Here is a 13,345-nt window from a genome sequence, read left to right on the forward strand (position 1 = left end):
GCGTATTCATAAATACGACGGAAGCTGACGTCCGGGGTCAGGTCTTTATAATCCTTGCAGGCCAGCTCGCAGGTTTTACACCCGGTGCAGCGGCTGGAATCAATAAAAAATCCATACTGGGTTGTCATCGGTTAATCCTTATGCCTTCTCGATCTGCACCAGGTTCGTGTGCTGCGGATTGCCTTTCGCCAGCGGTGACGGGCGGTGTGTGGTCAGGGTATTGATGCAGGAGCCGTGATCGACACGATCGCCGTTCATGTTGGCGTCATGCCAGGCGCCCTGGCCCATCGCGCTCACACCAGGCATGATGCGCGGGGTGACTTTGGCGGCAATGCGCACTTCGCCGCGATCGTTAAACACGCGCACCGTGTCACCGTTTTTAATGCCGCGCTTCTCGGCGTCTACAGGGTTAAGCCACACCTCCTGGCGACAGGCGGCCTGGAGCACATCCACGTTGCCGTAGCTGGAGTGGGTACGGGCTTTAAAGTGGAAACCGAACAGTTGCAGCGGGAATTTGCTGCGCTCGGGCGCGTCCCAGCCTTCAAAGGTTGAGGTATAGACCGGTAGCGGGGTGATGGTTTCGTCTTTTTGCAGTTCCCAGGTTGCCGCAATATCCGCCAGCTTGCTGGAGTAGATCTCGATTTTCCCCGACGGGGTTTTCAGCGGATTGGCATCCGGATCGTCACGGAATTTTTTATAGGCCACAAAATGTCCATTTGGATCTTTGCGCTTATAAATACCCATTTTTTTCAGCGCGTCGTAGGACGGCAGCAGCGGATCTCTGGCAACCATTTTGGCGTAAAGGTAGCGCAGCCACTGCTCCTGCGTACGGCCTTCGGTGAATTTCTGATAGACATCCGGTCCGAGACGTTTCGCCACTTCGCTCATGATCCAGTAGATGGGCTTGCGCTCGAACTTCGGGGCGGTTACCGGCTGGAGGAAAATCAGGTATCCCATGTTGCCGGCGTAATCGTTGGGGATGATATCTTCCTGCTCAACGGTCATCAGGTCCGGCAGGACAATATCGGCATACTTCGCGGACGAGGTCATGAAGTTGTCGATAACGACGATCGTTTCGCACTTACTCTCATCCTGCAAAATGTCGTGAGTTTTGTTGATATCAGAGTGCTGGTTGATGATGGTATTACCCGCATAGTTCCAGATGAACTTGATCGGCACATCCAGCTTATCCTTGCCGCGTACGCCGTCGCGCAGGGCGGTCATCTCCGGTCCACGCACGATGGCATCCGTCCAGCTGAAGCAGGAGATTTGCGTTTTCACAGGATTTTCCGGCAGCGGCATACGTTCGATGGTGATGGTGTAGGTCGATTCGCGCGCGCCGCTGTTGCCGCCGTTAATGCCGACGTTGCCGGTCAGGATCGGCAGCATGGCGATGGCGCGGGATGTCTGCTCGCCGTTGGCCTGACGCTGCGGGCCCCAGCCCTGGCAAATGTAGGCCGGTTTTGCCGAACCGATTTCACGGGCCAGCTTAATGATGCGATCGGCAGGAATGCCTGTAATGCGCGACGCCCATTCCGGGGTTTTCGCGGTTTTGTCATCACCCTGGCCGAGAATATAGGCTTTGTAATGACCGTTAACAGGTGCGCCTTCCGGCAGGGTTTTTTCGTCATAACCTACGCAGTATTTATCGAGGAAGGGCTGATCGACGAGGTTTTCATTAATCAGCACCCACGCAATACCTGCCACCAGTGCGGCATCGGTGCCCGGACGAATCGGGATCCACTCGTCTTCGCGGCCTGCGGCGGTGTCGGTGTAGCGCGGATCGATAACGATCATCCGTGCGTTAGACCGTTCACGTGCCTGTTCAAGGTAGTAAGTGATCCCGCCGCCGCTCATGCGCGTTTCTGCCGGATTATTGCCGAACATCACCACCAGTTTGGTGTTTTCGATATCTGATGTACTGTTGCCGTCGTTGCTGCCGTAGGTGTAGGGCATTGCGCAGGCGATCTGCGCGGTGCTGTAGGTGCCGTAGTGGCTGAGGAAGCCGCCGTAGCAGTTCATCAGGCGTGCCACCAGCGAGGCGTAAGGGGAGGAGCGGGTGATATTGCCGCCGACAATTCCGGAGGAGTAGTTAATGTAGACCGCTTCGTTGCCGTATTTTTCGACCACGCTTTTCAGGCTCGCGGCGATGGTGTCCAGCGCTTCTTCCCAGGTGATACGTTCAAACTTGCCTTCTCCGCGTTTGCCCACGCGTTTCATCGGATAGTTCAGACGGTCTGGATGATTAATGCGACGGCGAATTGAACGGCCTCGCAGGCAGGCGCGAACCTGATGGTTGCCGTAAACATCCTCGCCGGTATTATCCGTTTCAACCCAATAGACTTCGTCATCGCGAACGTGCAGACGCAGCGCGCAGCGGCTACCGCAGTTTACCGAGCAGGCGCCCCAGACGACTTTATCTTCCGCTGGCTGAATAGCGGTCTGCACTGCGGCGGCGGCGCTTTTCAGACCAAAAGGCAATGCGATCCCACCGGCGGCAAGCGCCAGAGATCCTATGGCAGTAGATTTAACCAGAGTTCGACGGCTTATCCCGTCGTGATGTTCAACTTCGGACATAACTCACCCCATCATTGTTAATAATTATTTTCACCCGTGACTACAACCGGGCTAATGATGGGGGGAGTGTTACTTATTTAGAGGTATTAAATATTAATCCTCGTCAACTCAGGGGAATTGAGTGGGAAAATCATTGCGGCTCAGCGGGTGCATTCTCCTGCGTACCTGCACCGCTTACCGGGTAGTTTCCGCTACTGGTGCGAGTGTACAAAATTTTGAAAGTATCGTTGGCGCAATGCCCAACGACCTGCGCATCCGGCTGGTCGGCCTGATCGTTCGGCACGATGTTCAGGGTAAAGCCAGACTCCGGTACGCCGTTGTTGATAATCTTCTGCTGAATGTCGCTTTTCACGCGCTCGCAGGAGTCCGGGGCCGCAAGAATAGCAGGTGAAGCACTCATTAACAGCAGGGCGGTAATCCAGGGTAACCGTTTCATCTGTAGCTCCTTTTCACTGTGTAGACTGTAAGCATAGCAGGGTTAGGGTAAGCTTTTGTTTTTGTGTCTCTCTTTCTGAATTGTCCTGGTGGTGCTGAAACGTGCTGTAATCAAAAAGAATAATAAGCTTACCCTTTCCCTTGATTGATTATTGTATTGAACAGTGGCGTAATCGCGCGTCGATAACGGTGGCGAAGCTTTGCAGCTAAAGGTCTTTCCCGCATCAGCAACTCCCAGATTTCTTTCTTTTTGGCATCTAAAGCAGCATCGCCTTTCGATTCATTAATAGTCGAGGCGTTCGCTTCTTCGGAAAGACGTACTGGAAAAGGCACGATTGAATGAATTTTCGCTAAAGATAAATCTTCAAACAAGGTCCATTTGTCAGAAACCATCCACACAGGATATAGGTTCTGAAGGAGATTACTGGCAGCTTTTTGATTAATAATATAAGCGTGAGCAGTCGTGGCTTGTTGAGTTTTATGAATGCTATATGAGCCGCTTATGCTTTTAAGAGGCTTTTTGTAATATTTATTAACTCGACTAAGAAGTATAATCTCAGGTTTAGTCGCGCTAAGCGTTACGTTGTCGAGTATTTCACGTAAATCATTATTTATTACAACATCATCTTCGAGGATGAGAGCTGCGTCGATATTTTCATATATTATTTTTTTATATATTTCCTGATGACTTAATGCGCAACCAACTTCACCCGGGAGAAAAGCATAATTTACCTCGCGCGTGACATTTTTGCGTTCAGCTTCAGCCATTTTCCGACCATCAATTGCTTCGATAAATTCGTGTGCTATGTTCAGCTTTAATAGTTGAGATTCCATTTTTGCACGACGTTCGAGCGAGTGTTTGAGATTGATTATAAAAGTTCTCATCCTTTGAACGTTCCTTAAAGACTGTTTGGCTGGACTACATCTACATTCTTACATTTTACCAGTATTCGAATCAATTCAACATCGTTACCATACTATTTGCTACTATGATTGCCACTATCCTTTCATCCTTTTGGTAAATGATGTGAATAAATACGCAGCGATAACGCTACTGGCAACGGTACTGGTGGGATGTGACAACAACACCGCGCCGCTGTCATTTACGCCGGAGATGGCGAGCTTTTCGAACGAGTTTGACTTTGACCCTCTGCGCGGGCCGGTGAAAGATTTTACCCAGACGCTGTTGAACGATAAGGGTGAAGTCTCTAAACGCGTGACCGGAACGATGTCGTCGGAGGGGTGTTTCGATACCCTTGAACTGCACGATCTGGAGGCTAACACGGGCGTTGCGCTGGTGCTGGATGCTAACTACTACGTCGATGCGGAAACCCAGCAGCAGAAGGTGAAGTTGCAGGGAAAATGTCAGCTGGCGGAACTGCCGTCTGCCGGCCTGACGTGGGACACCGACGATAACGGGTTTGTGGTTGCCGCGCACAGCAAAGAGATGGAAGTGAAGTACCAGTATGACGCCGACGGCTACCCGCTGGGTAAAACCACGGTCTCCGGCGACCAGCGTTTATCGGTCAAATCGATGCCGTCGAAAGATCTGCGTAAGCGCATGGATTATACGGCGGTAAGCCTGTTGAACGATAAACCGATGGGCAATGTAAAGCAGAGTTGCGATTACGATCGCCACAACAACCCGGTGAGCTGCGAGCTGGTTATCGTCGATGACAGCGTTAAACCTGCCATTGAGCGCAAGTACACCATCAAAAACAGCATTGAATATTATTAAGAATAAAACCGCGCAGGTTACTGCGCGGTGGGTTTAAGCAGGTTGGCGGAGGAGGATTTATGCCCGGCCAGATGCTGATGCTGGAAAATGCACATGCGGATGGTGTTACGGTATTCGCCATTAATAAAGAACTCATGGATCAGTTCACCTTCCACCATAAAGCCGAGCTTACGGTAGATATGAATCGCTTTTTCGTTCTCTTTATCGACGATGAGGTAAAGCTTGTAGAGATTCAGGACGTTAAACCCATAATCCATCGCCAGCTTTGCCGCCCGCGACGCAAGACCTTTCCCCTGGTGCTCCGGTGAAATAATGATCTGAAATTCCGCCCGACGGTGAACATGGTTGATCTCAACCAGCTCAACCAGCCCGGCTTTCTCACCTTCGCACTCCACCACAAACCGGCGTTCACTTTGATCGTGGATATGCTTATCGTAGAGATCGGACAGCTCGACGAAGGCCTCGTAAGGCTCTTCAAACCAGTAGCGCATTACGCTGGCATTGTTGTCGAGCTGGTGGACAAAGCGTAAATCTTCGCGCTCCAGCGGACGGAGCTTTACGTCACACGGCATCGACATTACGGTGCTACCGTGCGGCCAGTGCGACGATCCAGACAGCGCAGGGTGTTAGGCTCCCAGTAAGCGTTGACGTTGGCACTTTGCTGGCATTTGTCGCGGGCATCAAACGCGACGTCTTCTTTATCCCACTCTTTTTCCACGCGCTTATTCACTTTCTGACGCAGGCTGCGGGTGTCATTCCATTGTTCTTTGTCCATGGCGGCGTTCTGGCGGCTTTGCGCGCTGTCACCAGACTCAATGATGAGTTTGCTGGTTTCGGCTGATGCCGTTGCGGCGAAGGCGAACGAGGACAGCGCCAGTGCGGCTGTCAGACAAAGGCGTTTGCTTAATGTAGTCATAGCGTTTCCTTTAAACGGGTGCAGACAATCGGATTACCCCGTTGGATTCTACACCAATCCGAAAGGGTGTCATACCCGCGCGGCAGGTATGGGAACGATGAGAGCATTATCGCGTATGATGTCTAAATCAATCCTCACGAAACGAGAAAAATGTTCAAAACGACGCTGCTTTTTTTCGCGACCGCGCTGTGTGAAATCATCGGATGCTTTTTGCCGTGGCTCTGGCTAAAGCGGGGCGCTTCCGCGCTGCTGCTGATCCCGGCGGGTGTGTCCCTGGTTCTTTTCGTCTGGCTGCTCACCCTGCATCCGGCCGCCAGCGGGCGGGTTTATGCGGCCTACGGAGGGGGGTACGTCTGTACTGCGCTGCTGTGGCTGCGCTTTGTCGATGGCATCAGGCTAAGCCTGTATGACTGGGCAGGCGCGCTGGTTGCCCTGTGCGGCATGTTGATCATCGTGGCTGGCTGGGGACGCGCATAGTCGTCCTCATAGTGTGATCGCCCGCTGATTTTTCGATCGTTATACTTGTATGGTAGTAGTGTAGTTGCGTAAATTTCCTGCATCACAACGAGCGATGTAAGGAAATGGATTATGAAGATTGTCGGGGCTGAAGTATTTGTCACCTGCCCGGGGCGTAACTTTGTCACCCTTAAAATCACCACCGATGAGGGCATTGTCGGCCTGGGTGATGCCACGCTTAACGGACGTGAACTTTCCGTTGCCTCCTACCTGAAAGATCACCTGTGCCCTCAGCTGATTGGCCGCGATGCGCACCGCATCGAAGATATCTGGCAATTCTTCTATAAAGGCGCGTACTGGCGTCGTGGCCCGGTCACCATGTCAGCGATTTCTGCCGTGGATATGGCGCTGTGGGACATCAAAGCGAAAGCCGCGAACATGCCGCTCTATCAACTTCTGGGCGGAGCCTCCCGGGAAGGGGTGATGGTTTATTGTCATACCACCGGGCACACCATTGACGACGTACTGGAAGATTATGCCCGTCATAAAGAGATGGGCTTCAAGGCTATTCGCGTGCAGTGCGGCGTGCCGGGGATGAAAACCACCTATGGTATGTCTAAAGGAAAAGGGCTGGCGTATGAGCCTGCAACCAAGGGCGACTGGCCGGACGAGCAGCTTTGGTCCACCGAGAAATACCTCGACTTCACGCCGAAACTGTTCGACGCAGTGCGCAGTCAGTTCGGCTTCAACGAACATCTCCTTCACGACATGCACCACCGTCTGACGCCCATCGAAGCGGCGCGATTCGGCAAAAGCATTGAAGAGTACCGCCTGTTCTGGATGGAAGACCCGACTCCCGCTGAAAACCAGGAGTGTTTCCGCCTGATCCGCCAGCACACCGTCACGCCCATTGCGGTGGGGGAAGTGTTCAACAGCATCTGGGACTGCAAGCAGCTGATTGAAGAGCAGCTCATTGACTATATCCGCGCCACCATAACCCATGCGGGCGGCATTACCGGGATGCGTCGCATTGCTGACTTTGCCTCACTCTACCAGGTGCGCACCGGCTCACACGGCCCGTCGGATCTGTCGCCGATTTGCCACGCCGCGGCACTGCATTTTGACCTGTGGGTACCGAACTTTGGCGTGCAGGAGTATATGGGGTATTCAGAGCAGATGCTGGAAGTGTTCCCGCACAGCTGGCGCTTCGATAACGGCTATATGCACCCGGGCGACAAGCCAGGGCTGGGCATTGAGTTTGATGAGAAGCTGGCAGCGAAATACCCGTACGAACCGGCCTGTCTGCCGGTGGCCCGTCTGGAAGACGGCACCCTCTGGAACTGGTAAACGAGGAGCGAATGATGAAAAGCGTTGTGATCCAACAGCCGAATGCGCTGGTGATTGAGGAGCGTCCTCTCCCGTTGCCGGACGCAGGCGACGTCCGCGTCAGAATTAAGCTCGCCGGTATCTGCGGTTCAGACAGCCATATCTATCGCGGGCATAACCCGTTTGCGAAATACCCGCGGGTAATCGGTCACGAGTTCTTTGGCGAAATAGACGCGGTTGGCGAAGGCGTGGAGAGCACCCGACTGGGCCAGCGCGTGTCTGTGGATCCGGTGATCAGCTGCGGGCACTGCTACCCGTGTTCCGTCGGAAAACCGAACGTTTGTACCTCGCTGGTGGTGCTGGGCGTCCACCGTGACGGCGGCTTCAGCGAATACGCCGTCGTGCCGGCGAAAAATGCCTGGAACATTCCGGATGCGATCCCTGACAAACACGCGGTGATGGTTGAGCCTTTCACCATTGCCGCCAACGTGACGGGGCAGGCGAAACCCACCGAACAGGACGTGGCGCTGATCTACGGCGCAGGCCCGATGGGGCTGGTCACCGTGCAGGCGCTAAAGGGCGTTTACAAGGTGAAGCAGGTCATCGTGGTGGATCGCATTGATGAGCGGCTGGGGATGGCGCAACGCAGCGGCGCAGACTGGGTCTTCAACAACAGCGAGCACTCGTTACAGGCCGCGCTGGATGAAAAAGGCATCAAGCCGACGTTAATCATCGATGCTGCCTGTCATCCATCCATTTTGCAGGAAGCGATTACGCTGGCGTCTCCGGCGGCGCGCATCGTGCTGATGGGCTTCTCCAGCGACCCGAGCCAGATCGTGCAACAGGGGATCACCGGCAAAGAGCTGTCGATCTTCTCTTCGCGCCTGAATGCCAACAAATTTCCGGTGGTCATTGACTGGCTGGAAAAAGGGCTGATCGACCCTGAAAAACTGGTCACCCATACATTTGACTATCACCACGTTACAGACGCCATCGAACTGTTTGAAAAAGACCAGCGGCAGTGCTGCAAAGTCTTGCTCACGTTCGACCAATAATAATTCACGCGGTTAAGAGCCTGCGAAGACAGGCTCTCAGTGGTACGCATCTTACCTTGCAGAGATAGCCATTATGACTCAAGCACAACCTCAAAGAAGTACGTCAGACCTGGTGAAAGCCGCCGTATCCGGCTGGCTGGGCACCGCCCTGGAGTTTATGGATTTTCAGCTTTACTCCCTTGGCGCCGCGCTGGTATTCCATGAAATTTTCTTCCCTGAACAATCCGCGGCCATGGCGCTGATCCTGGCGATGGGCACCTATGGGGCAGGCTACATCGCGCGTATCGTCGGGGCATTTATCTTCGGCAGAATGGGCGACAGAATTGGCCGCAAAAAGGTGCTGTTTATCACCATCACCATGATGGGGATCTGCACCACCTTAATCGGCGTCCTGCCAACCTACGCGCAGATCGGGATTTTCGCACCGGTGCTGCTGGTGACGCTGCGCATTATTCAGGGGCTGGGCGCGGGGGCAGAAATCTCCGGCGCAGGTACCATGCTGGCGGAGTACGCGCCGAAGGGTAAACGCGGCATCATCTCCTCGCTGGTGGCCATGGGAACCAACTGCGGGACGCTGAGCGCCACGGCGATCTGGGCCGTGATGTTCTTTGCCCTCGATCGTGAAGAACTTATTGCCTGGGGCTGGCGCGTGCCGTTCCTCGCCAGCGTGGTGGTGATGATCTTCGCCATCTGGCTGCGTATGAACCTTAAAGAGAGCCCGGTGTTTGAGAAGGTTAACGACGCTGAAACCATTGCGCCGGTTGCTGCGCCGGATACCTCGGTCGGCGCGATGTTTAAGAGCAAATCGTTCTGGCTGGCGACGGGGCTGCGCTTTGGTCAGGCCGGCAACTCAGGTTTGATTCAGACTTTCCTTGCCGGATATCTGGTGCAGACGCTGTTGTTTGATAAGGCGATCCCAACCGATGCGCTGATGATCAGTTCGATTCTCGGCTTCCTTTCCATCCCGCTGCTGGGCTGGCTGTCCGATAAAGTGGGGCGCCGTCTGCCGTATATCCTCCTTAACATTTCAGCCATTATTCTGGCTTACCCGATGCTGTCGATTATTGTCGATAAGAGTTACGCGCCGGGCGTGATTATGCTCTCTATCATCGTTATTCATAACTTTGCGGTGCTCGGGCTGTTCGCGCTGGAAAATATCACCATGGCAGAGATGTTTGGTTCGCGGAACCGCTTTACCCGCATGGCCATTTCGAAAGAGGCGGGCGGGCTGGTAGCCGTAGGCTTTGGTCCGGTGCTGGCGGGGATCTTCTGCAACATGACCGGGTCCTGGTGGCCGATTGTGGTGATGCTGGTGGCGTACTCGCTGATTGGGCTGGTCTCCGCGTTGCTGATGCCGGAAGTGCGCGACCGCGATTTGAGTGAAGCCGAAGATGCTGCGGAGGCTCCTCATAAGGACTCGGTAGCGTACGGCGCGCTCTCTTCACGCCGCTAGTGGTTTACATCTTGCGTTACCTGTCACACAACTTTTTACTGATGTCACACCACATGGCGAAAAGTTAATGTAAATCAAGATCTGAAAACGATGTATCAGTATGGTTAATGGCAGCGTTTTTTGACTCCGACTGCCATTCTAGTTGGTGTAGTCAGCAGGCGCTGCCGCTCTTAAAAGGAAGCGGCAGTGGATCACAGCTTTCATTAATTAACGAGTCTCAATCATGGAAAACCGGTTATTACAGGCGAAGGCAACGCATCCTCAATACGATCGCGACAGCCTCAAGGCACGCATTGTTCATTTAGGGTTTGGCGCGTTTCACCGTGCGCACCAGGCGGTGTACACCGATATACTCGCCGCAGAACAGGGCAGCGACTGGGGTTACTGCGAAGTTAACCTGATTGGCGGCGAACAGCAGATCGCCGATCTGAAGGCACAGGATAACCTTTATACCGTGGCAGAGATGTCTGCCGATGCGTGGACGGCGCGCGTGGTCGGCGTCGTCAAAAACGCGCTGCATGCGCAGATCGACGGGCTGGAAACCGTGCTGGCGGCGCTGTGCGAGCCGCAGGTCGCCATTGTTTCCCTGACCATCACCGAGAAAGGATATTGCCACTCCCCGGCAACCGGACAACTGATGTTCGATCATCCGTTTATCGTTGCCGACCTGCAAAACCCGCATCAGCCTAAATCTGCGCCGGGCGTGGTGGTTGAGGCGCTGGCGCGTCGCAAGGCGGCGGGGCTACCGGCATTCAGCGTGATGTCATGCGATAACATGCCGGAGAACGGCCACGTGATGCGCAATGTGACCTGTGCCTACGCGCGCGCTGTTGACGGCGAACTGGCGGACTGGATCGAAGCGAACGTCACCTTCCCGTCAACGATGGTGGACCGCATTGTGCCCGCCGTCACGGCTGATACGCTGGATAAAATCGAACAGCTGACTGGCGTACGCGATCCGGCAGGTGTCGCCTGCGAGCCGTTCCGCCAGTGGGTGGTGGAAGATAATTTTGTTGCCGGACGTCCCCAGTGGGAAAAGGCCGGTGCGGAGCTGGTTTCTGATGTCATTCCGTTTGAAGAGATGAAGCTGCGAATGCTTAACGGCAGCCACTCGTTCCTGGCCTATCTCGGCTATCTTGCCGGTTATCAGCACATTAACGACTGCATGGAAGATGAACATTATCGCGCAGCCGCGCATGCGCTGATGCTGATAGAGCAGGCGCCGACGCTGAAAGTGCGGGGCGTGGATTTGGGTCGTTATGCCGACCAGTTGATTGCGCGTTACAGCAATCCGGCCCTGCGTCACCGCACCTGGCAAATCGCCATGGACGGTAGCCAGAAATTGCCGCAGCGCATGCTCGATTCCGTGCGCTGGCACCTTGTCCACCAGAAACCCTTCCCGCTGCTGGCCCTCGGCGTGGCGGGCTGGATGCGTTATGTCGGCGGTGTGGATGAGCAGGGTAACGCGATTGAGGTGAGCGATCCGCAGCTGGCGGTGATTCAGGCGGCGGTAAACGGTAGCGCTGAAGGTGAAAGCCGCGTTAGCGCGCTGTTGGGCATTGAGGCTATTTTCGGTAACGAGCTGCCGAAGGACACGGTATTCGTGGCTGCCGTCATGCAGGCCTATCAAACGTTGCTGCAAAAAGGCGCGAAGGCCACGGTTGCTGAGTACGCAGCCCGGCTTTAACGCTTTGACATGCCGCCGTTCGCGGCGGCATGTCGGGGCACAGCTTAGTGCATCCCCAGGCGAATCAGCTCAATCGGTTCGAACTTACCTTCGCATCCTTCCACTTCAACCGTTTTACCACGACGCACCTGCTCGGCATTAAGGCCGTCGCTGTGGATCGCTTTAATCACGCCGAACTGACCTGTGCCGCTAATCATGACGCGGCTGCCAGTGGTGATTGCATTTCGGTTACGGTCGTATGTCATCATGGTATTTTCTCCTCTCGCACTTATCCGTTACGGCGCTAATTCAACGGCTGCCGTTCACGGGGCACTATTAATACGCCTCTCTTAAACGAAATTATTTGCTTTTGATCAAGCTCACACTTTTTTCTTATTTCCAGATGGCGTTGACGGTTCAGTACACCGCTTTACAAAGCGGACAGTTATTTTCCTTAATTGATAGTTGCCAGACGCAAGCGTTTAGGCTTTGTTTATATCCACAATGCCATTCTGGAGGCAGAAAATAACCCTTCATCGGAAAAGGAGTCAGGCTTATGTATAAGAAAATTTTGATGCCTGTTGACGTGTTTGAAATGGATCTAAGCGATAAAGCGGTACGCCACGCGGTCAACCTCGCGAAATCGGAAGGCGCGACGATCACCCTGGTCAACATTCTCCCTAACAGCAGTCGTTCGTTACTGCGGGGGTTCAATGCCGATATTAAGAAGTTCGAAGAGTATATGACCGCCGAGTCGGATAAGAAGATGAAGGCACTGAAACGGCTCTTTGATACGTCCCCAGAAAATATTGATTGTGAAGTACGTTTCGGCAACGTACGCGATGAAATCATCCAGCTCAGCAAAGAGGGGAAATATGACGTTATTGTTATTGGGTCAAGAAACCCGAGCATGACAACACATCTGCTGGGCTCGAATGCTGAAACTATCCTGCGCTACGCCACTATTCCGGTATTAGTGGTCCGCTAATCACTTCGCCGCAACCGAAAGGGGGCGGCGAGGTTTTATTCTTCGCTGAACCACTCGCGGTTTTCCTGACGAATTAACTGAACTGACTCGCTAATTTCCTGGAGGTGAAGCGTCATCGCTTTATCTACGGCTTCCACGTCGCGTTTTTCCAGTGCGCTGAAAATATCGTGATGCTGGCGCAGCAACATCTCTGGCGGAGAAACATGGTCGAGGCTCATGTAGCGCACGCGGTCGATGGTAGCTTTGATGTTTTCGACGGTATCCCACGCGAGCTGGCACTCGGCGATCTGCGCCAGTTTCTGGTGAAATTCGTCGTCCAGCTGGAAAAAGTCGTTTAACTGTTTGCGGTCGATGGCAATGCGTTGCTGATGCAGGTTTTGCTCCAGCAGGTAGCACTGGTTATCGTTGATGAGCGACGCGGCGCGACGCACAACGGCGCACTCAATGGCCTGGCGAACAAAACAGCCATTCCGTACCTGCGAAAGCGAAATTTTATTTACATAGCTGCCGCGCTGAGGGCGGATCTGGATAAGGCCGTTTTCTGCGAGCTTAATAAACGCCTCGCGCACGGGCTGACGGGAAACGTCAAAACGTACCGAAACCTCTTTTTCTGAGAGTGGCGTTCCCGGTGGGATCAGGCAGCGAACGATATCACGGCGTAAGATGCGATAAATTTGCTGATTTACAGGCTGGGTAGGATTAAGTTGCGATTCAGCGGCCATGGGTTGTGATTTC

At 53.9% G+C, this 13,345-nt stretch carries 15 protein-coding genes; 7 read left to right on the plus strand and 8 right to left on the minus strand.

Annotation, left to right across the window (positions count from 1 at the left end; all coding sequences use genetic code 11):
• From IM282_RS06795 to IM282_RS06810, 4 genes are all read right to left on the minus strand, one after another.
• The coding region (locus tag IM282_RS06795; protein ID WP_001671315.1) for a 4Fe-4S binding protein at positions 1-128 on the minus strand (128 nt) is incomplete at its 3' end.
• A 10-nt stretch (positions 129-138) separates the two neighbouring features.
• On the minus strand, positions 139-2,577 hold the full coding sequence (gene ynfE / locus IM282_RS06800) for a selenate/tellurate reductase subunit YnfE (protein WP_192970256.1): 2,439 nt from the start codon (positions 2,575-2,577) through the stop codon (positions 139-141).
• A 130-nt stretch (positions 2,578-2,707) separates the two neighbouring features.
• Positions 2,708-3,013, minus strand: a complete 306-nt coding sequence (locus tag IM282_RS06805) for a DUF1161 domain-containing protein (RefSeq protein ID WP_006808860.1) — start codon at positions 3,011-3,013, stop codon at positions 2,708-2,710.
• A gap of 128 nt (positions 3,014-3,141) precedes the next feature.
• The gene (locus tag IM282_RS06810) at positions 3,142-3,897 is read right to left on the minus strand and encodes a glycosyltransferase family 25 protein (protein WP_023300004.1); all 756 of its coding nucleotides are present in this window, start codon (positions 3,895-3,897) and stop codon (positions 3,142-3,144) included.
• Between the two features lie 142 nt (positions 3,898-4,039).
• On the opposite strand from IM282_RS06810, the gene IM282_RS06815 reads away from it, so the two are divergent.
• Positions 4,040-4,750, plus strand: coding sequence for a YnfC family lipoprotein (locus tag IM282_RS06815; protein WP_023300005.1), 711 nt, complete (start codon positions 4,040-4,042; stop codon positions 4,748-4,750).
• A gap of 17 nt (positions 4,751-4,767) precedes the next feature.
• Here IM282_RS06815 and speG read toward each other — a convergent pair whose 3' ends face one another.
• The gene (speG, locus tag IM282_RS06820) at positions 4,768-5,328 is read right to left on the minus strand and encodes a spermidine N1-acetyltransferase (protein WP_023300006.1); all 561 of its coding nucleotides are present in this window, start codon (positions 5,326-5,328) and stop codon (positions 4,768-4,770) included.
• The gene (locus IM282_RS06825; RefSeq protein WP_023300007.1) at positions 5,328-5,666 is read right to left on the minus strand and encodes a DUF1283 family protein; all 339 of its coding nucleotides are present in this window, start codon (positions 5,664-5,666) and stop codon (positions 5,328-5,330) included. Before IM282_RS06825 ends, speG begins: the two co-directional genes overlap by 1 nt.
• A gap of 150 nt (positions 5,667-5,816) precedes the next feature.
• Between IM282_RS06825 and IM282_RS06830 the strand changes: the two genes are divergently transcribed.
• From IM282_RS06830 to IM282_RS06850, 5 genes are all read left to right on the plus strand, one after another.
• Positions 5,817-6,143 carry a YnfA family protein gene (locus IM282_RS06830; RefSeq protein ID WP_192970257.1) on the plus strand — a complete coding sequence of 109 codons (327 nt, stop codon included), beginning with the start codon at positions 5,817-5,819 and terminating at the stop codon, positions 6,141-6,143.
• A 111-nt stretch (positions 6,144-6,254) separates the two neighbouring features.
• Positions 6,255-7,469, plus strand: coding sequence for a D-mannonate dehydratase ManD (manD, locus tag IM282_RS06835; RefSeq protein ID WP_023300009.1), 1,215 nt, complete (start codon positions 6,255-6,257; stop codon positions 7,467-7,469).
• A gap of 14 nt (positions 7,470-7,483) precedes the next feature.
• Positions 7,484-8,503, plus strand: coding sequence for a Zn-dependent oxidoreductase (locus IM282_RS06840; protein ID WP_192970289.1), 1,020 nt, complete (start codon positions 7,484-7,486; stop codon positions 8,501-8,503).
• Positions 8,504-8,576: 73 nt separating this feature from the next.
• Positions 8,577-9,956, plus strand: a complete 1,380-nt coding sequence (locus IM282_RS06845) for an MFS transporter (RefSeq protein WP_192970258.1) — start codon at positions 8,577-8,579, stop codon at positions 9,954-9,956.
• A gap of 223 nt (positions 9,957-10,179) precedes the next feature.
• On the plus strand, positions 10,180-11,643 hold the full coding sequence (locus IM282_RS06850) for a mannitol dehydrogenase family protein (protein ID WP_192970259.1): 1,464 nt from the start codon (positions 10,180-10,182) through the stop codon (positions 11,641-11,643).
• Positions 11,644-11,687: 44 nt separating this feature from the next.
• Here IM282_RS06850 and ydfZ read toward each other — a convergent pair whose 3' ends face one another.
• Positions 11,688-11,891, minus strand: coding sequence for a putative selenium delivery protein YdfZ (ydfZ, locus tag IM282_RS06855; protein WP_003857405.1), 204 nt, complete (start codon positions 11,889-11,891; stop codon positions 11,688-11,690).
• A gap of 287 nt (positions 11,892-12,178) precedes the next feature.
• Here ydfZ and IM282_RS06860 point away from each other — a divergent pair, with 287 nt between their 5' ends.
• Entirely contained in the window at positions 12,179-12,610 is a 432-nt protein-coding gene (locus IM282_RS06860) for a universal stress protein (RefSeq protein WP_063163238.1), read from the plus strand.
• Between the two features lie 35 nt (positions 12,611-12,645).
• On the opposite strand, the gene IM282_RS06865 is transcribed toward IM282_RS06860, so the two are convergent.
• On the minus strand, positions 12,646-13,332 hold the full coding sequence (locus tag IM282_RS06865) for a GntR family transcriptional regulator (RefSeq protein ID WP_003857403.1): 687 nt from the start codon (positions 13,330-13,332) through the stop codon (positions 12,646-12,648).
• Between the last annotated feature and the right edge of the window lie 13 nt (positions 13,333-13,345).

The sequence above is a fragment of the Enterobacter cloacae complex sp. P29RS genome, from assembly GCF_014893445.1.
Lineage (GTDB): Bacteria > Pseudomonadota > Gammaproteobacteria > Enterobacterales > Enterobacteriaceae > Enterobacter > Enterobacter intestinihominis.